Source organism: Moorena producens 3L, assembly GCF_000211815.1.
GTDB classification, from domain to species: domain Bacteria; phylum Cyanobacteriota; class Cyanobacteriia; order Cyanobacteriales; family Coleofasciculaceae; genus Moorena; species Moorena producens.
The window spans coordinates 50,442-73,724 of the sequence record NZ_GL890973.1 but is presented as its reverse complement, the minus strand read 5'-3'; the positions used below and the strand labels follow the sequence as shown (position 1 = coordinate 73,724).

The 23,283-nt window shown below is 45.2% G+C and carries 30 protein-coding genes and 1 pseudogene; 30 read left to right on the top strand and 1 reads right to left on the bottom strand.

Going from position 1 to position 23,283, the window contains the following annotated elements:
- Positions 1-628 precede the first annotated feature (628 nt).
- Positions 629-3,268, top strand: a complete 2,640-nt coding sequence (locus LYNGBM3L_RS32075; protein WP_008191230.1) for a colicin transporter — start codon at positions 629-631, stop codon at positions 3,266-3,268.
- 116 nt (positions 3,269-3,384) lie between these two features.
- Here the strand turns inward: LYNGBM3L_RS32075 and LYNGBM3L_RS32070 are convergent, their stop codons facing one another.
- A complete protein-coding gene (locus tag LYNGBM3L_RS32070; protein ID WP_008191228.1) occupies positions 3,385-3,606 on the bottom strand; it encodes a hypothetical protein in 222 nt (73 codons plus the stop codon).
- 197 nt (positions 3,607-3,803) lie between these two features.
- On the opposite strand from LYNGBM3L_RS32070, the gene LYNGBM3L_RS32065 reads away from it, so the two are divergent.
- The 29 genes and pseudogenes from LYNGBM3L_RS32065 to rplM all read left to right on the top strand — a co-directional run bounded on the left by LYNGBM3L_RS32065 (position 3,804) and on the right by rplM (position 23,278).
- Complete coding sequence (locus LYNGBM3L_RS32065) at positions 3,804-6,005, top strand: cation:proton antiporter domain-containing protein (protein ID WP_008191226.1); 2,202 nt, start codon at positions 3,804-3,806, stop codon at positions 6,003-6,005.
- Between the two features lie 641 nt (positions 6,006-6,646).
- Positions 6,647-7,282 carry a 50S ribosomal protein L3 gene (rplC, locus tag LYNGBM3L_RS32060; protein WP_044495716.1) on the top strand — a complete coding sequence of 212 codons (636 nt, stop codon included), beginning with the start codon at positions 6,647-6,649 and terminating at the stop codon, positions 7,280-7,282.
- A gap of 147 nt (positions 7,283-7,429) precedes the next feature.
- On the top strand, positions 7,430-8,062 hold the full coding sequence (gene rplD, locus LYNGBM3L_RS32055; protein ID WP_008191222.1) for a 50S ribosomal protein L4: 633 nt from the start codon (positions 7,430-7,432) through the stop codon (positions 8,060-8,062).
- Positions 8,055-8,357, top strand: a complete 303-nt coding sequence (locus LYNGBM3L_RS32050; protein ID WP_008191220.1) for a 50S ribosomal protein L23 — start codon at positions 8,055-8,057, stop codon at positions 8,355-8,357. Before rplD ends, LYNGBM3L_RS32050 begins: the two co-directional genes overlap by 8 nt.
- Before the next feature lie 122 nt (positions 8,358-8,479).
- The gene (gene rplB, locus LYNGBM3L_RS32045) at positions 8,480-9,343 is read left to right on the top strand and encodes a 50S ribosomal protein L2 (RefSeq protein WP_008191218.1); all 864 of its coding nucleotides are present in this window, start codon (positions 8,480-8,482) and stop codon (positions 9,341-9,343) included.
- 111 nt (positions 9,344-9,454) lie between these two features.
- The gene (rpsS, locus tag LYNGBM3L_RS32040; RefSeq protein WP_008191216.1) at positions 9,455-9,730 is read left to right on the top strand and encodes a 30S ribosomal protein S19; all 276 of its coding nucleotides are present in this window, start codon (positions 9,455-9,457) and stop codon (positions 9,728-9,730) included.
- A 50-nt stretch (positions 9,731-9,780) separates the two neighbouring features.
- The gene (rplV, locus tag LYNGBM3L_RS32035) at positions 9,781-10,140 is read left to right on the top strand and encodes a 50S ribosomal protein L22 (RefSeq protein ID WP_008191214.1); all 360 of its coding nucleotides are present in this window, start codon (positions 9,781-9,783) and stop codon (positions 10,138-10,140) included.
- 76 nt (positions 10,141-10,216) lie between these two features.
- Positions 10,217-10,942 carry a 30S ribosomal protein S3 gene (gene rpsC / locus LYNGBM3L_RS32030; protein WP_008191211.1) on the top strand — a complete coding sequence of 242 codons (726 nt, stop codon included), beginning with the start codon at positions 10,217-10,219 and terminating at the stop codon, positions 10,940-10,942.
- 85 nt (positions 10,943-11,027) lie between these two features.
- A complete protein-coding gene (gene rplP, locus LYNGBM3L_RS32025) occupies positions 11,028-11,447 on the top strand; it encodes a 50S ribosomal protein L16 (RefSeq protein ID WP_044495712.1) in 420 nt (139 codons plus the stop codon).
- A gap of 3 nt (positions 11,448-11,450) precedes the next feature.
- Positions 11,451-11,735 carry a 50S ribosomal protein L29 gene (rpmC, locus tag LYNGBM3L_RS32020; RefSeq protein WP_008191208.1) on the top strand — a complete coding sequence of 95 codons (285 nt, stop codon included), beginning with the start codon at positions 11,451-11,453 and terminating at the stop codon, positions 11,733-11,735.
- Positions 11,736-11,743: 8 nt separating this feature from the next.
- The gene (gene rpsQ, locus LYNGBM3L_RS32015; protein WP_008191205.1) at positions 11,744-11,992 is read left to right on the top strand and encodes a 30S ribosomal protein S17; all 249 of its coding nucleotides are present in this window, start codon (positions 11,744-11,746) and stop codon (positions 11,990-11,992) included.
- 151 nt (positions 11,993-12,143) lie between these two features.
- Positions 12,144-12,512 carry a 50S ribosomal protein L14 gene (rplN, locus tag LYNGBM3L_RS32010; RefSeq protein ID WP_008191203.1) on the top strand — a complete coding sequence of 123 codons (369 nt, stop codon included), beginning with the start codon at positions 12,144-12,146 and terminating at the stop codon, positions 12,510-12,512.
- A pseudogene (gene rplX / locus LYNGBM3L_RS32005) lies at positions 12,512-12,873 on the top strand (50S ribosomal protein L24). The gene rplN and the pseudogene rplX overlap by 1 nt, the downstream one beginning before the upstream one ends.
- 96 nt (positions 12,874-12,969) lie before the next feature.
- Positions 12,970-13,515: a 50S ribosomal protein L5 gene (rplE, locus tag LYNGBM3L_RS32000; RefSeq protein WP_008191199.1), complete on the top strand. Its 546-nt coding sequence runs from the start codon at positions 12,970-12,972 to the stop codon at positions 13,513-13,515.
- A 23-nt stretch (positions 13,516-13,538) separates the two neighbouring features.
- Positions 13,539-13,940, top strand: coding sequence for a 30S ribosomal protein S8 (gene rpsH / locus LYNGBM3L_RS31995; protein WP_008191196.1), 402 nt, complete (start codon positions 13,539-13,541; stop codon positions 13,938-13,940).
- 262 nt (positions 13,941-14,202) lie between these two features.
- Positions 14,203-14,742 carry a 50S ribosomal protein L6 gene (rplF, locus tag LYNGBM3L_RS31985; protein WP_008191191.1) on the top strand — a complete coding sequence of 180 codons (540 nt, stop codon included), beginning with the start codon at positions 14,203-14,205 and terminating at the stop codon, positions 14,740-14,742.
- Positions 14,743-14,745: 3 nt separating this feature from the next.
- Positions 14,746-15,108, top strand: a complete 363-nt coding sequence (gene rplR, locus LYNGBM3L_RS31980) for a 50S ribosomal protein L18 (RefSeq protein ID WP_008191189.1) — start codon at positions 14,746-14,748, stop codon at positions 15,106-15,108.
- 114 nt (positions 15,109-15,222) lie between these two features.
- Positions 15,223-15,744 carry a 30S ribosomal protein S5 gene (gene rpsE, locus LYNGBM3L_RS31975; RefSeq protein ID WP_008191187.1) on the top strand — a complete coding sequence of 174 codons (522 nt, stop codon included), beginning with the start codon at positions 15,223-15,225 and terminating at the stop codon, positions 15,742-15,744.
- 107 nt (positions 15,745-15,851) lie between these two features.
- On the top strand, positions 15,852-16,301 hold the full coding sequence (gene rplO, locus LYNGBM3L_RS31970; protein ID WP_008191185.1) for a 50S ribosomal protein L15: 450 nt from the start codon (positions 15,852-15,854) through the stop codon (positions 16,299-16,301).
- A gap of 44 nt (positions 16,302-16,345) precedes the next feature.
- Positions 16,346-17,686 (top strand): preprotein translocase subunit SecY, encoded by a 1,341-nt coding sequence (secY, locus tag LYNGBM3L_RS31965; protein WP_008191183.1) that lies wholly within the window; start codon positions 16,346-16,348, stop codon positions 17,684-17,686.
- 124 nt (positions 17,687-17,810) lie between these two features.
- On the top strand, positions 17,811-18,374 hold the full coding sequence (locus tag LYNGBM3L_RS31960; protein WP_008191180.1) for an adenylate kinase: 564 nt from the start codon (positions 17,811-17,813) through the stop codon (positions 18,372-18,374).
- A gap of 330 nt (positions 18,375-18,704) precedes the next feature.
- Complete coding sequence (gene infA / locus LYNGBM3L_RS31955; protein ID WP_008191178.1) at positions 18,705-18,929, top strand: translation initiation factor IF-1; 225 nt, start codon at positions 18,705-18,707, stop codon at positions 18,927-18,929.
- A gap of 101 nt (positions 18,930-19,030) precedes the next feature.
- A complete protein-coding gene (gene rpmJ / locus LYNGBM3L_RS37590; RefSeq protein ID WP_071986986.1) occupies positions 19,031-19,144 on the top strand; it encodes a 50S ribosomal protein L36 in 114 nt (37 codons plus the stop codon).
- Positions 19,145-19,215: 71 nt separating this feature from the next.
- Positions 19,216-19,599 carry a 30S ribosomal protein S13 gene (rpsM, locus tag LYNGBM3L_RS31950; protein ID WP_008191169.1) on the top strand — a complete coding sequence of 128 codons (384 nt, stop codon included), beginning with the start codon at positions 19,216-19,218 and terminating at the stop codon, positions 19,597-19,599.
- 186 nt (positions 19,600-19,785) lie between these two features.
- Entirely contained in the window at positions 19,786-20,178 is a 393-nt protein-coding gene (rpsK, locus tag LYNGBM3L_RS31945) for a 30S ribosomal protein S11 (protein ID WP_008191167.1), read from the top strand.
- A gap of 143 nt (positions 20,179-20,321) precedes the next feature.
- Positions 20,322-21,266 (top strand): DNA-directed RNA polymerase subunit alpha, encoded by a 945-nt coding sequence (locus LYNGBM3L_RS31940; RefSeq protein ID WP_008191164.1) that lies wholly within the window; start codon positions 20,322-20,324, stop codon positions 21,264-21,266.
- Between the two features lie 102 nt (positions 21,267-21,368).
- Positions 21,369-21,719: a 50S ribosomal protein L17 gene (gene rplQ, locus LYNGBM3L_RS31935; RefSeq protein ID WP_008191162.1), complete on the top strand. Its 351-nt coding sequence runs from the start codon at positions 21,369-21,371 to the stop codon at positions 21,717-21,719.
- Between the two features lie 61 nt (positions 21,720-21,780).
- Positions 21,781-22,614: a tRNA pseudouridine(38-40) synthase TruA gene (gene truA / locus LYNGBM3L_RS31930; protein WP_008191161.1), complete on the top strand. Its 834-nt coding sequence runs from the start codon at positions 21,781-21,783 to the stop codon at positions 22,612-22,614.
- A 214-nt stretch (positions 22,615-22,828) separates the two neighbouring features.
- Entirely contained in the window at positions 22,829-23,278 is a 450-nt protein-coding gene (gene rplM, locus LYNGBM3L_RS31925; protein WP_008191159.1) for a 50S ribosomal protein L13, read from the top strand.
- The last annotated feature ends 5 nt before the right edge of the window (positions 23,279-23,283 follow it).

Below are 23,283 nucleotides of genomic sequence, written 5' to 3'. Positions count from 1 at the left end.
CTTACTTATCATAAGTATATCGTAAAAAAAAGTTTAATTTAATTTAAATGGGTTGGCTTAATGATTAATGGTTACTAGTTTTAGTACTTAATGCGATCAAGCCTAATCTAAGGTTGCTTAATCCCTAATCCCTCATCGTTAATGTTCTGATCAGCAATCACATCTTCTATCCCAGGGGTTTGATGAAATTGCTCCCAACTCAATAAACTCAACGTATTCATAACGAGTTTGGGTTATTTTGGCAGAACAGAAAAAGAAAGGTTACTTTAGTTTTATAGCGAGTTCCTTTGCTGTCAGGTTACAAAATAGTTGATTGTTGATTAGGCTTTAGGGATAAACCATGAACTATAGCAATCCTAGATGAATCCTGAGATTTACTGATCCGAAGCTCCCTTGGTAAAAAATTCTGCTCACAACTGACTTGGGATTTCTATAGGCACAAGACCGTATCTAATTACCTGAACATAAATACTGTTAACTGTGTTGAAACCCTTAACGTTGTTCAACCCCTTTATGTTCTCGGTTCGCCGTTCCCTATTCCCTTATCTGATCAGTCAACTTTCATTGTGTATGACTACTTACGACCGATGAAGGCAACTTAGTAATCTAGTTCGATTAGACCGAGACTATGAATACAACTGAGCGTAAAACAGAGAAGAAAATGGAAGTGCCTAGAACAACTAGTGAAGTGATTCGCATCAAGCCCCAACAGTTTATTCATGTGCTAGACAACAATACTGGTGTTACGCGACTGGAGGTTGGTCCTCAAACCATTACCCTTCGGGATCACGAGCGGCTGATCTTAAAACCTGAACCGATGATTATTGTGCCGCCTCGATATTATTGTGTGGTGGCTAATCCATTACTCCGGGATGAAGACGGTCAACCCATTGCTGATCAGCATGGTCAAATTCGACTGCGCTACGGTGATCTGGAAATTCGTTTCGCGCAAGATCCGTTTCCCCTTTATCCAAACGAGAAACTGGTAGGGGATGTCACGCAACTGGCAGTAGTCGAGACCAATCAAGCACTGCGTCTGAGAGCAATTCGGGATTTTACCGATACGGTTACGAGAATAGTTGATGGAGAAACCCAGACTGAAACAATTAACCGTTTAGCAGGTGATGAATGGCTGTTTGAAGGACCTGGAACCTATATTCCCCGGGTGGAGGTGGAAGTAGTTGAGACAGTCACAGCTGAGGTGATTAAACCTAACCAAGCCTTACACCTGTTAGCACGGCAGAATTGCACCGATCGTCAAAGCAATAGACGTAGAGCAGGTGAAGAATGGCTGGTTAGAGAAGAAGGAGCCTATTTACCTGGTGTGGATGAAGAAGTAATTGGCATTATTAATGCTTACATTTTGACAGAACAAAAAGCATTACATCTGAAAGCTAAACGCACCTTTACTGATATTTTTGGTCGTCAGCGTAAAGCTGGAGATGAATGGTTGGTCACCTTTGAAGATGCAGAAATTCATATTCCCGATGTTTATGAAGATGTAGTGGGAGAAGTCACGATTACTACCCTCAGCGATCACGAATGGTGTATTGTGGTTGACCCCATTGATGAGTCTGGAAAACCTCAGCTCGGTATGCGAGAGGTTCGCCAGGGGAGAACATCATTTTTCTTGCATCCCGGTGAATCCTTGGAGAATGGTATCCAAAACATCTATGTTCTCAGTGAGCTCGAAGCACTGTTGCTTCGAGCCAAAGAAGCGTTTAATGAAGGGGAAGGTGACCAGGTCATTACTCATCAACCAGGGGATTTATGGATGATTGCTGGGCCACAAGATTATATTCCCCGTGTGGAAGTGGAAGTGGTTGAGAAGCGTCAAGCGATTCCCCTTGATAAGAATGAAGGTATCTATGTGCGTAATATTCAGACTGGTGAACTCAAACTGGTCGGTGGTCCTCAGGCTTATATGCTCACTCCCTATGAGAAGCTTTGGGAAAAAGAACTGCCATCGGTAGTTGAGGAACTGTTGATGCAAAAAATAGACCCATTGTCTGGACGTGGTCAGGATTCTGTAGCTGGAGGGGATCAGTCCGAGCAAAAATCAGGAGTACGCCAACGTCTATCCCAACGGGATAAGACTAGAGCAGTTGTGTTTCATATTCCTCAAAATGCTGCTGTACAACTTCATGATTATAAAAACAGAACTGCAAGAACTGTATTTGGACCGGACTTGGTGATGCTCGAACCAGATGAAGCCTTTACTGTGCTTTCTTTGTCAGGTAGCAAGCCCAAACGACCTAATGTAATTAAATCCTTAGCCTTATTACTCGGTCCTGATTTTATGACCGATATCTTTACCGTAGAGACAGCAGACCATACCAGATTACAGCTACAGCTGTCCTATAACTGGTACTTTGATGTGGACAGACACGATGAACAAACTGCAGCTAGACTGTTTCAAGTACCTGATTTTGTGGGAGATACTTGTAAAGCGATCGCATCCCGAGTGCGGGGTGCTGTAGCAGGGGAAAAATTTGATGAATTTCACCGCAATTCAGCCCGGATTATCCGACTGGCGGTGTTTGGCACTGATGAAGAAGGTCATATTCGAGATGAATTTCGTTTCCGAGCCAATAACCTAGTAATTACCAATATTGACATTCAGTCAGTGGAGCCAGTGGATGAAGAAACCTTAAGGAGCTTGCAAAAGTCAGTCCAGCTAGCGATTCAAATTACTACTGATGCTCAAGAAGCTGCTGCACGGCAAGATGCGGAACGGATTGAGCAAGAAGCGAAAGCCAGGTTGGAAAGGCAAGTAATTTTGGATCAAAGTGCAGCAGAAGCAGAACGGAAAAAACTTCTAGAATTACAGGCAGAAAATATAGCCATTGAGTCTACAGGTCAAGCAACAGCAGAAGCAAGAGCTAAGGCTGAAGCGGCTCAGATTCAAGGACAATTAGCAGTTAACTTGGCTCAGCAAGAAGCCGAGGCGGCTCGGATTCGCAATGAAATCGAGTTAGCTCAACTCAAAGCACGTCAGGAAGCTGAATTAGCCCATCAACAGAGTTTGAGTAACCTAGAGATTGCCAAAGCTGAGCGTATGGCTCACATTAAGAGTGAAGAATACCGACAGAAAGTAGAAGCGATTGGTCCTCAAACCATTCAAGCGATCGCACAAGCAGGTCCGGAAATGCAGGCAAGACTTCTAGAAGCACTTGGTATCCAGAGTGTTTTGATTACCGATGGCAAAAATCCCATCAATCTATTTGGTGCAGCTAATGGTCTGATTAGTCCGCCAACTTCTAACTAAGTACATGTGTATCTGCTGCGCGCTGTGTCTGCTGCGCCCTGTGTCTGCTGCGCGCTGGCACGGCTTCCCTTATACACAGATAGACTGATAACCCAACCCTATCTTATCGGTCTATCTTACCGGTCTATCTGTGTCGAAGGTTGAGAGTTGAGGTGTTGCTCAACTTTGTTAATTACCCCTAGTACGAGAAACAGAGCAAATACTACAGCAACACCGATAGCAGTCCACTTGAAAAAAACTAACTTTGGCCGACCTTTAGCTGGATAACCACAACTGAGGCAAATTTCATCGTTGGTGCTGGTTAAAGACCCACAAACGTTACACTGTTCTAAAGCCATAGTTCTTGGAAATCTCTACCGTCATAAGATAACTGAAAAAATTATCAGGTGGGTAGAGTACTTTGAGCCTTCCTTACCAACTCCTTGATGCCCAAGTTGCTTAGTTCAGGTGAAGTAGGTTACCCAAAAATCAGGGCACAAGGGAAAACCCCCAGGTATGAAGCCTGTGACCAATAACCGATTACCCATTCCTAATCATGGCCTCAGGACACAATTTAATTCTGGATCTAACCACAGTTCTAGGGGCTTCTGCTCTGGGAGGCTACCTTGCCAATCGGCTACGTCAACCTGTACTTTTAGGCTATTTAGCCAGTGGTTTATTGGTTGGTCCGTTTGGTCTTAAACTCGTAGGCGAATTAGAACAAGTCAAATCCCTAGCTGAAATTGGGATTGTTTTTTTGTTATTCACCTATGGGGTAGAATTTTCTCTATCCCAGCTTAAACGATTTAAAGATATTGTCCTGAAAGGGAGTTTACTGCAAATTAGTCTCACTATTACCCTAGTTGCAGTTTTAGCCAATGGACTTGGTTGGGTTGATGGATTAACTCCGGGAATAATGCTCGGATTCATCATATCCCTCTCCTCCACCTCAGTAGTTCTTAAAACCCTGATGGAGAGAGGAGAAACCAATACCCTTCATGGTCAAGTGATGCTAGCAATTTTGATTGCTCAAGACCTTAGTTTAGGTCTGATGTTAGCCGTCATCCCCGCCCTTCAGCAGCCCTCAGATATTGGCTCAGCTTTAGTTGTTGCTTTACTCAAAGCGTTGGTGTTTCTAGCTGCTGCTCTAGCAGCGGGTCGCTGGATAGTTCCCCATCTCATTAAATATATTGCCCGCACTGAAAACAGTGAGCTATTTCTGATCACAGTAATTGCCCTGTGTTTAGGGATTGCTTTGATTACTGCTGGACTTGGTCTATCCGTTGAAATGGGAGCATTTGTGGCAGGATTAATGATGGCTGAAATTGATTATGCTGACCAAGCAGTTGCCAAAATAATTCCCCTTAAAGACACGTTTGTATGTCTATTTTTTGCATCCATAGGAATGCTCATTGAGCCAGAAGTGCTGCTCGATAACTTCGGCATAATTATCGGTTTAGTGATGTTAGTAATGGGTGGAAAAGCAGCCATTATCCTACCGATTGTGCTGAAATTTGGCTATTCCTTTAAAACTGCTTTTATTGCTAGTTTTGGTCTCAATCAAATTGGAGAATTTTCCTTTGTATTAGCGGTGGTTGGCTTTGAGTTAGGATTTATCACTAGGGATCAGTATCTACTCCTGGTGGGAACCACAGCAATTACCCTAGTCCTGACACCAATGTCGCTGAGATGGTCTCCCCGAATAGCAGACCACCTGGTAAATCTGCCGTTTCTGAAAAACTACCTGCGTCAGTTTCGGGGCACTAAAGCTTTGTCAATTCCAGAAACGATTTGTAATCATGTGGTAGTGGCTGGCTATGGACGAGTGGGGCGAGTACTGGTCAACATCCTGCGCAATCAAGGGCATGAGGTACTAGTGATTGAAAATAGCGAAGCTGCTATTCAACGATTAAGACATGAAAAAATTCCTTATATGTTTGGGGATGCTCACTCGGAACTGGTGTTAGAAAAAGCCCATCTAGAAAAAGCTAAAGCCCTAGCCATTGCCCTACCCGATCCTGGCAGTACCCGCTTGTTGCTCAAACGTGCCCTCAAGTTTGCCCCAGGACTGGATATTGTGGCTCGTTCTCACAAAAATAGCGAAATTGACCTACTCACCCAGTTAGGGGCGCGGGAAGTAGTGCAACCAGAATTTGAGGCAGCATTGGAAATGGGAGCCCATGTGCTAGTAGCACTGGGAGAATCCCAAGGTATGATTCAGTCTGTGATCAATCGGATTCACCAAGACCGCTATTTGAGTGTACGACCTGAACAAGCTACCTATTCAAAGCAGCAAGACATCACTGATGTTGCTGAAGAACTCCACAGTGAGTGGGTGACCTTGAGTCAAACTTCCCGTCTAGATTGGGTAACTCTGGCAGCAGCAGATATCCGTAACGTGACTGGGGTAACAGTTTTGACAATTCAACAAGGTAATGATATCGTCCACTACCCACAAGGTAAGATGACGTTGCGTTCAGGGGATCGATTGCTAGTTGTTGGGGAACCGGAAGAATTAGCAGCGTTTAGAGACTGGATCGAAAGTCGCAGTTTCCTTAGTGAGGGATCTAAGCATTGGGTAACTTTGGTAGAGAATTCAAGTTTGGTCGGTATGAAGCCAATTGATCTCCAGCATCAATACAATGTGATGGTTCAGGCGTTGCGTAGACAAGGGAAACTATATAATCCGGTGGATGAAGCTGGAGTATTGCAGGTGGGGGATTGTGTGTTGTTGTCTGGGGAATGGGATGAGGACTGAATAATTTGGTTTCAAGACTATGCGATTAGCCCGAAGGGCTACGCTACGCGAACGCATCCTTCGAGCTCCGAATCCCCCGATTTCACATAAATCCATACAGCAAGCAAATTTTTCTCAAACTAATTCTCAAACTAACTAGACACCCTTAGCAAAATACTATATACTATATAATAGTGACATTATGACAGTTGCTTCCTCAGCAACTGATGATCTGGGTGTGCTGTGGGCTGAGAAGTAGGTTCGAGGCAAGACAATATAGACAGCATACCAGGCGTTTGTTTGGCATCAGGGCTAAAGTAGATCAAAGACAGTTAGGTATAAACAAGTCCCATCAGTTCTTGGGTCTGCTTTAGGTCAATAATTGCTTACAATTTCGTGGATCAAGGGATACTGAGTTATTAACAACTTAAGTCCCAGCGAAGTCAGGCAAGTTGAATAGCCTTTTCTGACCAGTCAACGCAATTGAACGAGAATCTAGCTCGACCGTCATGCCGAGCTAGATAAAAGTGGGCTCTCTGCTTATTTTTTTGAGGAGAGGTTTATCCACTATAAATAGTGAACAGGTTTGTGGCACAAAGGGAATTCAGGTTCGTGAATATCCCTACTGCCATACTGCTGCAATGTCTAGAAAGGAGAAACCCGTGTCTGTCGGTATCCTCGGTACCAAACTCGGTATGACCCAAGTGTTCGATGAAGAAGGAAGAGCGATTCCTGTAACCGTCGTCAAAGCTGGGCCATGCACTGTGACCCAAATAAAAACCAACCAGACAGATGGCTACAATGCCATTCAAATTGGTTATGACCAAGTCAAGCCTAAGGCAATTAATAAGCCTGAAATAGGACACTTGGCTAAGTCCAGCGCCCCACCCTTACGCCACCTACGTGAGTACCGCGTGGATGATACCAGTAATTTTGAACTGGGTCAGCCAGTCAATACCGATATGTTCAGTATTGGTCAAATTGTCGATGTCAGCGGTAAAAGCATTGGTCGTGGCTTCGCGGGTTATCAGAAACGTCACAACTTCAGGCGAGGACCGATGGCTCATGGTTCCAAAAACCACCGCCTTCCAGGTTCCACTGGAGCAGGGACAACCCCTGGTCGTACCTATCCAGGTAAGAAAATGGCTGGTCGTTACGGCGGTACCAAGGTGACAATTCGCAAACTTGAAGTAGTCAAGATAGATCAAGAGCGCAATTTGCTAGCGATTAAAGGTGCAGTTCCCGGTAAACCAGGGACACTCTTGAGCATTGCACCCACTAATAAAGTCGGACGTTAGTCAGAACGAAAAAGCAATTAGCTCCCTCATCGTTAGGTGTAAGCCTGATGTATATGTAACTGTTTATTTTTACTACTAGCACCCCCTAAGTGCTTAAAAGCTAACAGCTAATTGCTAAACGCTTGCTCGCTAAGAAGGAGAGAACAAATGGTAGATTGTTCAGTGCGAAACTGGCAAGGGGAAGAAGTAGGGCAGGCAACACTCCAGATGCGAGTTGCCAAAGAAGAAAACGCTGCCCACATTGTTCACCGGTCACTGGTGAGACAAATGGCCAATGCTCGTCAAGGCAATGCTTGTACAAAAACTCGTTCCGAAGTTAGAGGTGGAGGACGCAAACCTTGGCGACAAAAGGGAACCGGTCGTGCTCGTGCTGGTTCTAATCGTTCACCCCTATGGCGTGGTGGTGGTGTAATCTTTGGTCCGAAACCCAGAGACTATAGCCAGAAAATGAACCGCAAAGAGCGTCGCTTGGCTCTGAGAACAGCGTTTATGAGTCGAGCAGAGGATTTGATTGTGGTAGAGGAATTTACTGAGCAACTACCACGACCCAAGACCAAGGATTTGGTGGCAGCAATTGGTCGTTGGGGAATTGAGCCTGAGTCAAAAGTTCTCCTAATCCTAGCTCAGCCAGAAGAAAAGGTTTATTTGTCAGTCCGTAACCTAGCAACTGTCAAGTTGATTTATGCCACCAACTTGAATACCTATGATATCCTAGCCGCTGATAAAATCGTGACCACTAACACGGCTCTTGCTAAAATTCAGGAGGTTTACAATGACTGAGTATAACCCCCGTGACCTGGCTGATTTGGTGATTCGCCCAATTGTGACTGAAAAGGCGACCCTACTGATGGAGCAGAACAAGTATGTCTTTGATGTGATTATCAAAGCGACAAAGCCACAAATTAGAGCCGCGATTGAAAGTCTTTTTGAAGTGAAAGTGGTGGCAGTAAATACCCTACGTCCGCCACGTAAAAAGCGTCGAGTGGGAAGATTTGTAGGTTACAAAACCCAGTACAAACGGGCGATTGTCACCCTAGCTCCAGGAGATTCGATTACTCTATTCCCAGACGTATAAAACTGGCTAATTGCTAATTGTTAATTTTTAATTGGTTAATTGCCAATTGGTAGATTGTCAATTGTTAAGACAAACTAGTCAAGACAAACTAGTCAAGACAAACTAAGTAAAAAATACTTGTTATGGGCATCCGTAGCTATAGACCATACACCCCAGGCACTCGTCAGGGTACTGTCTCAGACTTCGCTGAGATTACTCGGACTGAGCCAGAAAAATCCCTAACCAAGTCTAAGCATCGTAAAAAAGGTCGCAATAATCGCGGTGTCATTACCTGTCGCCATCGCGGTGGCGGACATAAGCGTCTATACAGGGTAATTGACTTCCGCCGGGATAAGCACAATATTCCAGCAAAAGTGGCAGCAATTGAGTATGACCCCAATCGGAATGCTAGGATTGCGCTTCTCTACTATCAAGATGGTGAAAAGCGATATATCCTGCATCCTGTGGGTTTGGAAGTGGGGTCATCCATTATATCTGGGCCTGACTCTCCCATCGAAATAGGCAATGCCTTGCCCCTAAAGGATATTCCCTTAGGCACCAACGTGCATAACGTTGAACTGATCCCAGGGCGAGGAGCACAGATTGTCCGTGCAGCCGGAGCAACTGCTCAAGTGCAAGCTAAAGAAGGTGACTATGTCACCCTAAAGCTGCCGTCTAGTGAAGTCAGGATGTTGCGTAAAGAATGCTACGCCACTATTGGACAGGTCGGTAATGTTGAAGCCAGAAACTTGAGTTTAGGTAAAGCTGGTCGCAATCGACATAGAGGCCGTCGTCCCCAAGTAAGGGGCAGTGTAATGAACCCGGTAGATCACCCCCATGGCGGTGGTGAGGGTAGAGCTCCTATTGGTAGAAGCGGTCCAGTGACCCCCTGGGGGAAACCAGCCTTGGGAGCCAAAACTCGTAAGGCCAAAAAGCAAAGTAGTTCTTTAATTGTCCGGCGTAGGCGGAAATCCTCTAAGCGAGGGCGCGGTGGTCGCGATTCTTAAGGAGTTGAACGTTAAAGTTAGCAGGTTAAACGTTGTAAATAGCAACTAATCACTACCAACTAGCAACTATTAACTACCAACTAACAACTAAAAACTAACGAGCGTTGAATTATGGGTCGTTCATTAAAAAAAGGTCCTTTTATAGCCGATAGTCTTCTGACTAAGATTGAAACCTTGAATGCTAAAGGTGAAAAACAGGTGATTAAAACCTGGTCAAGAGCCTCGACCATTGTGCCGCAGATGGTTGGTCACACCATTGCCGTTCATAACGGGCGGACACATGTACCAGTTTTTATCAATGAGCAGATGGTAGGTCATAAGCTGGGCGAATTTGCCCCGACTCGAACATTTCGGGGACATGTTAAGGATGGTAAGGCCCGTCGTTAAAGTGATTAGTTCAGTAGTTAGTAGCTATAAAGAAAGCAAATGATGGAACGATGGCGATAGACACTACAGCAGAAACTAAAGCGATCGCACGCTACATTCGGATGTCTCCAAGTAAAGTGAGGCGAGTACTTGACCAAATTCGGGGGCGTTCCTATCGGGAAGCTCTGATCATTCTGGAATTTATGCCCTACCGGGCTTGTCAACCAGTCTTGAAAGTACTACGCTCCGCTGTTGCCAATGCTGAACACAATGCAGGGATTGACCCAGCTAGCTTATACATCACTAAAGCTTTTGCGGATATGGGACCAAGCTTGAAGCGGTATCGACCAAGAGCTCAAGGTCGTGCTTATCAGATTCGCAAGCCAACCTGCCATATCACGGTGGCTGTTTCTCCAGAAGTAGATGATTAGTTAGTGAGTTGATTGAGCATTACCAAGGGTGAACACTAATAGCGCTATGGCTAGATAATAGGGAAAGAAAAGAACAGTGGGACAGAAAATACATCCAATTGGTTTTCGGCTAGGTATCACGCAAGAGCATCGCTCTCGCTGGTTTGCCGACTCAAAGCGTTATCCGCTTCTGTTGCAGGAAGATTATCAAATCAGACAATATGTTGACAAAAACCTCAATAATGCTGGAATTTCCGACATCCGGATTGAGCGCAAAGCTGACCAGATTGATTTAGAAATTCATACAGCTCGACCTGGAGTAGTTGTTGGTCGTGGTGGCAGTGGTATTGAGTCTTTGCGTGTCGGTCTGCAAAAATCCCTGGGCAACAATCGTCAGATTCGTATCAATGTCGTGGAAGTATCACGGGTGGATGCAGATGCTACCCTAATTGCCGAGTACATTGCCCAACAGCTAGAGCGCCGAGTTTCCTTCAGACGAGTGGTTCGTCAAGCAATTCAGCGGGCTCAGCGGGCTGATGTCCAAGGGATTAAAGTTCAGGTAGGTGGTCGGTTAAATGGAGCTGAAATTGCCCGAACCGAGTGGACTCGTGAAGGACGAGTGCCCCTCCATACCCTCCGGGCAAATATTGACTATTCCTACAAAACGGCCCAAACCATTTATGGAATTTTGGGCATTAAAGTTTGGGTGTTCAAAGGGGAAGTGATTCCCGGTCAAGAAGAAAAGCCTACCCCTAACACAGCTCAACCTCGTCGCCGTCAGCCAAAACGCCGCCAGCAGTTTGAAGACCGCTCAAATGACTAGTAATGACTCACTAGTATTTTGAAAATTGCTTGCTTGTTAATTGTCAGTTTTCAATTTTCGATTTTCAATTAACAAAGAACAAATTATGTTAAGTCCAAAAAGAACAAAATATCGCAAACAGCACCGGGGACGAATGAAGGGTATGGCCACTCGTGGCAGTACCATTAACTTTGGTGATTATGCCCTGCAAGCCACAGAACCAGCTTGGATTACCTCCCGCCAAATCGAAGCAGGTCGTCGGGCAATGACGCGCTACGTTCGTCGTGGTGGCAAAATCTGGATTCGAATTTTCCCAGATAAACCAGTCACCATGCGTCCAGCAGAAACTCGTATGGGTTCTGGAAAAGGTTCCCCAGAGTTTTGGGTAGCAGTAGTTAAACCCGGTCGGATTATCTATGAAATCGCTGGGGTAAGCGAAGAGGTGGCTCGGGAAGCCATGCGTCTGGCTGCGAACAAATTTCCCATTAAATTGAAGTTCATTTCTCGTGAAGGGGAACAGGTATAAGCTATGGCTCTGCCCAAGATAGAAGATGCTAGAAGCCTGAGCGATGCCGAACTAGAGCAGGAAATCTTAGCAGCTAAGCGTCAGTTGTTTGACTTGCGCCTGCAAAAGGCAACCAAACGCTTAGAAAAACCTCACCAGTTTAAGCATCTTAAGCACCGAATCGCTCAGCTAATGACAGTAGAACGAGAACGCCAACTCGCTAAACAGAAAGAATCAACAGATACCTCACAAAGTGATACCCCACAATCAGAACAAAGTGATACCCCACAATCAGAATCAGAAGCATAAGGAATAGTATGGCAGCAAAAGAGAGAGTTGGCCTGGTGGTCAGCGACAAAATGAACAAAACTGTGGTGGTGGCTATTGAAAATAGGTCTCCCCACCCAAAGTACGGCAAAATTGTTGTGCGTACCAAGCGATACAAAGCTCATGATGAGGAAAATAAATGTAAAGAAGGCGATCGCGTTCGGATTAGAGAAACACGACCACTGAGTCGTACCAAACGCTGGATGGTTGCTGAAATCGTCAGTAGTTCCTCAAAATAGCGAGTTAACCCTAGTCGATGTGGGTTTTCCACGACCTACCAATGTGCGTGAGATCTCGGAAGAAAATCCTTTCGGAATTGGAAACTTAGCAATGTTTAACTAATAACTCGTTTAACTCATAACTCATTACTCTATTAGAGGAGGAACACTGATGATTCAACAAGAGAGCTACCTAAACGTTGCTGACAACAGTGGAGCCAGAAAAATAATGTGCATCCGCGTTATTGGTGCAGGAAATCGGCGCTACGGCGGTGTGGGTGATGTAATTATTGGTGTGGTCAAAGATGCCATTCCAAATATGGGCGTCAAAAAGTCAGATGTAGTTAGGGCTGTGATTGTGCGCACCCGCAAGGGGCTACGTCGGGAAAGCGGTATGAGTATTCGCTTTGATGACAACGCAGCAGTAATCATAAACCCAGATGGCAATCCCAGAGGGACCCGCGTTTTTGGCCCTGTAGCGCGGGAACTGCGAGAGAAAAACTTCACAAAAATTATATCCCTTGCTCCGGAGGTACTCTGATGCCAATTAAACACCAGAAGGCACAAACTGATACCCCATTACGCTACAAAATGCACGTTAAAAAGGGCGACACGGTACAAGTGATTGCCGGTCGAGATAAAGGCAAAATTGGAGAAATTTTGCGGACGCTACCCAAAATTAGCAAGGTAGTAGTCAAAGGAGTTAACGTCAAAACTAAGCATGTCAAGCCTCAACAAGAAGGTGAGAAAGGTCAAATTGCTACGTTTGAAGCTCCAATCCATAGCTCCAACGTTATGCTTTACTCGAATAAAGAAAAATTGCTAGCCGCATCTGCTATACCTTTACCGACGATGGTCGGAAGGTGCGGATGCTCAAAAAAACTGGTGAGATTATTGACTAATTATTCAGTTACTAATGGCTAATGGTCAATGACCAATGACTAATAACTAATGACAATTGCCCTGACCAAGCCCAGGGAAATCAAAGGAAAAAAACTATGACAAAAGGGTTAAAAATCCTATACCAGGAAACAATAGTCCCCAAATTAAAAGAGCAATTCGGTTACAAAAACATTCATCAAGTACCGAAATTAGTCAAAGTTAGTCTTAACCGAGGATTAGGAGAGGCATCTCAAAATGCCAAGGCTCTGGAATCATCGGTAAACGAAATTGCCATAATCACCGGTCAAAAACCGGTGGTCACACGAGCAAAACAAGCGATCGCGGGTTTTAAAATCCGTGCCGGGATGCCTGTTGGTGTCACGGTTACCCTCCGTTCAGAGCGTATGTACTCCTTTCTAGAGCGGCTAATTAACTTAGCCCTACCAAGAATTCGGGACTTTCGGGGTCTTAGCCCTAGAAGCTTTGACGGTCGTGGTAACTACACTCTTGGGGTGCGAGAGCAACTCATTTTTCCAGAAGTAGACTACGACAGCATCGATCAGATTCGTGGTATGGATATTACCATAGTCACCACTGCCAACACTGACGAAGAAGGTCGCGCCTTACTCAAAGAGATGGGAATGCCTTTCCGGGATAAATAAGCCTGTAATCATAGGAAGGAACAATGCCGGCAAACGACACAATTGCAGATATGCTGACCCGCATTAGAAATGCCTGCTTGGTTCGGCATCAAACAACAAATGTACAATCAACTAAAATGACCCGGGCGATTGCCCAAGTACTCAAAGAAGAAGGCTTTATTACTGATTTTGAGGAAGCAGGCGAAGGGGTCAAAAAATACTTAGTTGTTTCCCTAAAATACAAGGGCAACAATCGCAAACCAATTATCAGAGCCCTGAAGCGGGTGAGTAAACCTGGATTGCGAGTTTACTCCAACCGTAAAGAACTGCCAAGAGTCTTGGGAGGGATTGGGATTGCTATTATCTCTACTTCTAATGGCATCATGACCGACAGGGAAGCAAGGCGTCGGGGAATTGGTGGTGAAGTTCTGTGTTACGTATGGTAAAGGATGAAGCATGAAGGATGAAGGATCTACTAAGAGCCGTCAGCTGACTCGCTACTTAAAAATCTAGGCTTGCCAGCTATCAGCTGGAAGCCCCTGTAGATTAGAGCATCAGTTCGAGCAATAATCAGCTCAGTATATGCCAAACGGTCCTTGGGCCAACCTAGGATTGATCGGATTAGCTGATTAACCAATTCATGACATACTTCATACTTCATACTTCATACTTTATATTTCATACTTCTTTAGTTAGGAGGATAATTTTATGTCACGTATTGGCAAGCGCCCTATACCAATTCCCAGTAAAGTTACTGTAACAATAGACGGTCAACAGGTGAAGGTCAAAGGTTCCAAAGGTGAACTGGATTGGGTTTTGCCAGATACAATTAAAGCTGAGCAAGTTGGTGAAACTGTACAGGTTTCCCGGCGCGAAGAAACCCGAACCGCCCGTGAAAGTCATGGTTTGTCTCGCACTTTGGTTGCCAACATGATTGAGGGAGTCTCCAAAGGGTTTGAAAAACGTTTGGACATTCAGGGAGTCGGTTATCGAGCTCAAGTGCAGGGTCGTAATCTGATTTTAAACGTTGGTTACAGCAAGCCAGTGGAGATCGTTCCTCCTGAGGGGATTCAAGTCAAAGTTGAAAACAACACCAACGTGATTGTCAGTGGCATCAACAAAGAAGTTGTAGGCAACACAGCTGCAAAAATTCGTGCAGTTCGACCCCCAGAAGTCTATAAAGGTAAAGGCATTCGATATGCCGGTGAAATAGTCAGACGTAAAGCTGGTAAAGCAGGTAAGAAGTAAACTATGAAACTTACTCGAAAAGAATCTATACGACACAGACATAGGCGGGTACGCCGGAAAGTCAGTGGTACTGCTGAACGCCCAAGATTAGCTGTATTTCGCTCTAATGAGCACATTTATGTGCAAGTTATCGATGACAATCAGCAACATACCATAGTGGCAGCTTCAACGTTAGAACCAGCTCTGAGATCTGAACTCAAATCTGGAGCCACTTGTGAAGCCTCAGCTAAAGTGGGTCAGTTGGTGGCCCAGCGAGCACTAGAAAAAGGTCTCAAGAAAGTGGTCTTTGACCGTGGGGGCTACCTATATCATGGTCGTGTCAAAGCTTTAGCAGAAGCTGCTCGTGAAGCAGGGCTAGATTTTTAGTAAATGCTAATTGACAATTAACAACTGAAAATTGAAATTAACAGTTAAAAATTAGCAACTATAAATTAGCTAATCTTTGAATACTTACTATCATGATTTAATTTCTAGCGAACTATGGCAAATCGTAGAAAAAACAACCGCTCTAAAGAAAAAGAAAGTAATTGGCAAGAGCGGGTTATCCAAATCCGCCGCGTTAGTAAGGTGGTCAAAGGGGGCAAAAAGTTGAGCTTCCGGGCCATCGTAGTTGTAGGTAATGAAAAAGGTCAAGTGGGGGTTGGTGTAGGCAAAGCCAGTGATGTAATTGGTGCTGTCCGTAAAGGAGTTGCTGATGCCAAAAAGCAACTGATTGATGTACCCTTAACCAAAACTAATTCCATTCCTCACCCATCTAGAGGTAGGGCGGTGGGAGCCAAAGTAATCATGCGACCTGCTGCTCCCGGAACTGGGGTAATTGCTGGGGGTGCTGTGCGCACAGTACTTGAGTTAGCTGGAGTTAAAAATGTCTTAGCTAAACAGCTTGGTTCCAATAACCCCCTCAATAATGCTAGAGCAGCAATCAACTCTCTTGATTCCCTACGCACATTTTCAGAGGTGGCTCAAGAACGAGACATTCCCCTTGAACAAATCTATGCATAAATTAAAAACCAGGTAGCTAGAAATAAAAGTAATATGCTCAAGGTTGACGGTTTAGCGTCAGCCGTCAATCTTAAAAAAAACATTTTCACCCTTACAAAAAACGATCGATGAGAATCAATGATGCAGTCCCAAAAAAAGGCTCCAAAAAGCGCCGACGCCGTGTAGGTCGTGGCATTGCCGCTGGTCAAGGGGCTAGCTGCGGTTTTGGAATGCGTGGTCAAAAATCCCGTTCAGGTCGAGGGACAAGACCTGGTTTTGAAGGGGGTCAGATGCCCTTATATCGCCGTATCCCCAAGTTAAAACACTTTACGGTCATTAACCCCAAACATTACACTACAATCAACGTAGGTAAGTTGGCCTCACTTCCCGCCAATACTGAGGTAACTTTGGAATCATTGTTGGAGACAGGTGTGGTCACCACCAATGATGGTCCATTGAAACTACTCGGTGATGGGGAGCTGAATGTGCCACTCAATATAAAAGCTGCTGCCTTTACAAGTGGTGCCCGCCAAAAAATCGAGGCGGCTGGTGGCAGCTGGGAAGTTATAGCTAAGTAACCCCTTTAGCCCTTATGCTCCTGTATCTTCAAGAGGTACCTTAAATGACTGTCAGTCGAGACAAAGCCCCAACTGCTCAAGAGACGTTTATGCAAATGGCTCAAGCGGCTGGCCTTAGAGGTCGGCTGCTTGTCACCGTTGGTTTGTTAATTTTAGCCCGCTTGGGTGTCTTTCTTCCTGTACCAGGAATTGATCGAGCCAGATTTTCAGCAGAACTCCAGAATAGCCCGTTTGTAGGTCTTTTGGACTTTTTCTCTGGTGGTGGTTTTTCCGCCCTAGGGATTTTTGCCTTGGGAATTTTGCCTTATATTAATGCTTCGATTATCCTACAACTGCTAACGGCAGCAATTCCTGCTTTAGAAAATTTGCAGAAAAATGAAGGTGAAGCAGGGCGTCGAAAAATCGGTCAGATTACCCGTTATGTTGCCCTAGGCTGGTCTGTGATTCAAAGTATTGGCTTATCGTTGTGGGCACAGCGGTTTGCTGTTGAACCAGGCGCATTCTTTGTGTTTGAAACTGTACTTGCCCTCACGGCTGGCTCTATGTTTGTGATGTGGCTATCAGAGTTAATTACCGAACGAGGTATTGGCAACGGAGCTTCACTATTGATTTTTGTCAATATTGTTGCTGTTTTGCCCCGCACCTTGGGTCAAACCATTGAACTGGCTCAGACCGGGGGTCGAGAAACGGTGGGTAAGGTAATTGTGCTGCTGTTAGTTTTCCTAGTCATGATTGTTGGTATTGTCTTTGTGCAAGAAGGCAGCCGACGAATTCCGATTATTACTGCCAGACGTCAAGTTGGTAAGCGCCTTTACCGGGAGCGGAAAAATTATTTGCCCCTAAGGTTAAACCAAGGTGGCGTGATGCCAATTATCTTTGCCTCAGCCGTCTTAATCCTACCCACATCCCTAGCTGGGATAACTAGTGGCGATAATAGCAATGGATTGTTAGGCTCAATCAATCAAGTCCTAATCCAGATTGCCAATTATCTCAACCCCAATGGTCAAACTCCTTGGGTCTATGTTGCTGTCTATTTAGTCTTGATTTTGTTCTTTAGCTACTTCTACGCCTCACTGATTATAAACCCAGTAGATATGTCCCAGAATTTGAAGAAAATGGGGGCGAGTATCCCTGGTATTCGACCAGGAAGGGCTACGAGTGAATATATAGAGAGAGTTTTGAACCGACTGACCTTATTAGGAGCAATTTTCCTAGGACTGGTAGCTGTAGTACCAACTGCAGTCGAAAGCGCCACTGGTGTAACCACATTTAGGGGATTAGGTGCCACATCGTTGCTGATTTTGGTGGGGGTTGCCATTGACACAGCCAAGCAAATTCAAACCTACGTGATTTCCCAGCGTTACGAAGGTATGGTCAAGCAATAAAGCGATTGGGCAATGGGCGCAGCAGCTTTTTTAGGTGGATGAGCCTCAAATTTTCGGGTCAGTTGGTTGTTGTTCATTGCCTAGGACAAAAACCAACTGACACATTACCCATGACACATGACACATGAAGAGATTAATCTTTTTAGGACCTCCAGGAGCAGGTAAAGGAACTCAAGCCAAAATTGTGGCTGAACAACTAGGGATTCCTCACATTTCCACCGGGGAAATTTTGCGAGGGGCTGTAAGTGCTCAAACCCTCCTGGGTCAAAAAGCTCAGTCCTATATGGATAAAGGAGAATTGGTGCCTGACGAGTTGCTCATAGATCTGATCCGCGATCGCCTAAATCAACCCGATGCTCAAAATGGTTGGATTTTAGACGGTTTTCCCCGTAACGTCAGCCAAGCCCATTTCTTGAATGACCTGTTGCAGGAGCTTGACCAAACTTTGGATGGTGCCATCAACCTAGAAGTGCCAGATCAGGTTTTGATCGACAGACTATTGGAAAGGGGTCGTAAGGAGGGACGTACAGATGATAATGAGGAAACTATCCGCACACGTCTTGAGGTCTATAACCATCAAACAGCTCCTTTGGTGGAATTTTACCGAGAACACTCAGCTTTAAAATCTATTAATGGTGATCTCTCCTTAGAGCAAGTCACCGAATCGATTAAACAGGTTCTAGCGTAATGATTTTAGGGTAAGCCCATGCGTAAGGGCGGAAACCCCCTGCGTGGGGCATGGAAGCCATCATCTGACCCTATTGTAGCGAATACCTTACCACTAGCCTAATACTTAGACTAATTTAGACTAATGGTTATTCTAATGGTTCGACCGGTGTAACCTATGCCTTGAGCTAGGCCACGGGAAAAATGCTTCCCTGACCGCGCTACTCCAAAGTTGGTTTTAAACTAGTTTAGTTGGTATAATTTAGGATTTGATAAAATATGTTAAGACTCCCTGAATTAAATAATCAAAATTTAGAACATAGGGGGATAGTTGTATTGAGGTTAAAACACTTTGGCTAAACAAGACTTAATTGAAATGGAAGGCACGGTGACTGAATCCCTGCCGAATGCCATGTTTCGCGTTGACTTGGACAATGGCTTTAATGTCCTAGCTCATATTTCCGGTAAAATCCGTCGGAATTACATCAAAATTCTGCCCGGAGACCGGGTCAAAGTTGAACTAACCCCCTACGATTTAACCAAAGGCAGGATCACCTACCGTCTGCGTAAGAAGTAAAACTAGCAGCGGATTCTGTTTTATGAAAAATAAGTTAAATTTGACAAGTCAACCAAAAAAAAGATATAATAACCAACTGCATTCTGTCCAGAAAAAAAGGCATGAAAGTTAGACCATCTGTCCGAAAAATGTGTGAAAAGTGCCGCGTGATTCGACGCCACGGTCGAGTTATGGTGATTTGCCCGAATCCCAAACACAAACAGCGTCAGGGATAAACCTCAAATCCATACACTTAATCCATACATTTAATTTGTAGCACAAAACTTCAGTCAAGGGAGAACCAAGCGTGGCTCGGATTGCCAGTGTAGACCTACCTCGCGATAAACGTGTAGAAATAGGTCTGACCTACATTTATGGAATCGGTCTGTCGCGGTCTAAAGACATTTTAGCAGCAACAGGAGTTAACCCAGATACGAGGGTTAAGGATTTGACCGATGCTGAGGTGGCTGCCCTCAGAGCAGCTGTCGAAAAAAATTATCAGGTGGAAGGGGATTTAAGGCGCTGGCAGTCAATGAACATCAAGCGCCTAGTAGATATTGGTACCTATCGCGGACGTCGTCATCGCATGGGACTGCCCGTGAGAGGACAGCGAACCCGCACTAATGCCCGTACCCGTCGCGGTAGACGAGTGACTATCGCTGGAAAGAAAAAAGCACCGGCTAAGAAGTAATAGCTCTAGTCAGCTCAACTATCCACCACAGCTTTGTGGTCATTGGTCATTCGTCAAAAGTAACTGCCAGGAGACCTTCTGTTAGTCACTTTGGACAAAGGACTTTGGACAAAAGACTTTGGACAAAATTGTTCAAGTTACTCAACCCCAAGATAATCAATCACCGATAGAGTAAAGTCAAGTGACATGGCGCGACCAACAAAAAAAGGTGGTACAAAAAAGCAGAAACGCAATGTACCCAATGGAATAGCATACATCCAGTCTACGTTCAATAATACTATCGTCACCATTTCTGACACCAAAGGGGATGTAGTCTCTTGGGCTTCAGCTGGCTCTAGTGGATTTAAGGGGGCAAAAAAAGGAACTCCCTTCGCTGCTCAGACCGCTGCTGACAGTGCTGCCCGACGAGCCATAGACCAAGGTATGCGTCAGGTGGAAGTGATGGTGAGTGGACCAGGAGCAGGTCGAGAAACCGCTATTCGGGCCCTGCAAGGAGCCGGACTGGAAATCACCCTAATCAGGGATGTAACTCCAATTCCTCATAACGGCTGCCGTCCACCCAAACGGCGTCGAGTATAAGAGTATATTTTTTGCGACCGTTAGGTTGAAAGGAAAGTAGCTTGAAAGGAGGAGGTTCATAAGGAACTCCTTACCCTTTGGCTTACTATCCCTTCAACCTGTATTCGGTTAAAGGGGTCTTATGAATAGAGGGAGGTCACTCTGTGGCGCAGTTTCAGATTGAGTGTGTAGAATCCAAAACACTGAAGAACCAAAGTCAGTATAGCAGATTTGTCCTAGAGCCTCTCGAACGTGGTCAAGGCACAACGGTTGGCAACGCCCTCAGACGAGTTTTGCTGTCCAACCTAGAAGGAGCAGCAGTGACGGCTGTCAGGATTGCTGGCGTAAACAATGAGTTTGCCACAATTGAGGGAGTCAGAGAGGATGTCCTGGAAATTATGCTGAATATGAAGGAAGTTGTCCTCAAAAGCTACACCTCTCAACCTCAGATAGGTCGAGTGATGATTACTGGGCCATCCACTGTGAGAGCTGCTCAGTTTGATTTGCCCTCGGAGGTGGAAATTATTGCTCCAGGTCAGTATGTTGCTACTTTAGCAGAAGGGGCTAAGCTTGAAATGGAGTTCCGCATCGAAAAGGGTACAGGATATCGCTCTGTGGAACGGGGGCATGATGAATCAACAGCGGTAGATTTCCTCCAGATTGACTCTGTTTTCATGCCGGTGACTAAAGTAAATTACAGCGTTGAAAATACTCGCATTGATGGTGCTCTGGAAAAGGATCGCTTAACTTTAGAGGTCTGGACCAATGGTAGTATAACTCCCCAAGAAGCTTTATCTCAAGCGGCTGGGACCCTGGTGGATCTGTTCAATCCTCTCAAGGATATTAATCTCGAATCTATTAAAGATGACTATGGTGATGATGACGATCCGACCAGCCAAATCCCAATCGAAGAATTACAACTCTCGGTTCGGGCTTACAACTGCCTGAAACGAGCACAGATCAACTCTGTATCCGATTTGCTCGATTATAGTCAGGAAGACCTCCTAGAAATCAAAAACTTTGGTCAAAAGTCGGCTGAAGAAGTGATTGAAGCTCTGCAACGACGTCTAGGAATTACACTGCCCCACGAAAAATCCGCTAAGACTTAACCACAACAATTAAACTTAAGGGACTGGACAATTAGCAATTAGCTAGTCCAAACCCTAGGAATAAAGGCAAATCTTGTTCAAAAAAAAGGAGGAAGCTAAAAAATGCGTCACGGGCGTCGTGTGCCAAAACTGGGCAAGCCAGCAGATCAACGTCGGGCTCTGATGAGATCCCTGACCACTGAATTACTGCGTCATGGTCGAATCACTACCACTAAAGCTCGGGCAAAAGCCATTCGTTCGGAGGTGGAGCGAATGATTACCCTGGCCAAGGATGGCTCCTTGGCATCCCGACGTAGGGCAATTGCCTATCTCTACGACAAAAAGTTAGTTCACTCCCTATTTGCTGAGGTTAAAGCGCGATATGGCGATCGCAACGGCGGATATACCCGAATTCTGCGCACGGTGCGGCGTCGTGGTGATAATGCTGAAATATCTATTATTGAACTAGTCTGAGGCAATTAACCATTAAAGCAATTAACCATTAAAAATGTCAATTGTTAATCCTTAATCCATGATGTCTGACAACGATGCTAAAGCTATCCAGCGAATTGCCCTGGTTATTCAATACCTGGGTAATAACTTTTATGGCTGGCAGCGACAACCCCAGCATCGCAGTGTTCAGTCAGAAATCGAAACAGTTCTGTCCAGCGTGCAACAGCGAGCCATAACCCTATATGGTGCTGGTCGTACTGATACAGGGGTTCACGCTGCTGCCCAAGTCGCTCATTTTAATGCCACAGGTCCCATACCAGCCCATCGCTGGGCAGCGATACTCAATAGTAGACTGCCAGAGGATATCTTAGTCCGAGCATCAGCATTAGTTTCACAAGACTGGCATGCTCGGTTTAGTGCCATCTGGCGTCGTTATCGATACACAATCTATACCGACGCCTGCCCTAACTTGTTTGTACAACCCTTTTGTTGGCACTATTATCAAGCTCCCCTTGATGAATCCCTGATCCAGGCAGCCTTAAAACCACTGCTGGGTAAGCATCACTTGGCAGCCTTTCACCGAAGCAACTCGGGGCGATCGCATTCCTGGGTAAATGTGCAAGCAGCCGAATGTTACCGCAATGGACCATTTATTCATATAGAAATTCAAGCTAACGGATTTCTATATGGTATGGTGCGTCTGTTGGTAGGAATGCTAGTACAAGTGGGAATAGGGAAGCTAACCCCAGAACAGTTTACTGACATCTGGGTTAACCAACAGCGGGACAAGGTGAAACACGCTTCTCCAGCCAAAGGCTTGTGCTTGCTAAGGGTTGGCTACCCAGAATGCCCCTTTCTCCCAGAAATATGGTATGATACCCAACCCAAATTTATATTACCTCAATTGACGGGTTGAAGACTACACGTAACAAGATTGAAGAGGGGGTGAAGGTGACAGGTAACAAGCCTGAAGGCTACTTCTAGAGATAAGTAACATTCAATTTAATCTGTCAACCTACTAACCGACAAGGGCTCCTTGGGCTAGAACAACCTGTGTAGCGTGGGCCTTAAGGCCAAGCTACAAGAGACAACCTTTCAACCCAACCGTAAACCTGATATTGATTGAACCGATGGAAAAAACCCACATACCAACTAAAGACTCAATTGAAAAAAAGTGGTACGTTGTAGACGCCACCAACCAGCGTCTAGGACGACTAGCCAGTGAAATAGCCATTATTCTGCGGGGGAAGAACAAACCTACTTACACTCCCCACATGGATACTGGTGACTTCGTGATTGTTGTCAATGCCGAAAAAGTTATGGTAACTGGCAGAAAACGAGACCAAAAACTATACCGCCGCCATTCCGGTCGTCCTGGCGGTATGAAGACAGAAACCTTTGCCGAATTGCAAGCACGTATACCCGAAAGAATTATCGAGAAAGCTGTCAAGGGTATGCTACCTAAAAACTCTCTGGGTCGCCAACTTTTCAAGAAGCTGAAAGTTTACACTGGTCAGACCCATCCCCATGAAGCACAACAACCCCAAGAACTAACTATTAAAACAATTCCAGGAGGCTAAAACTA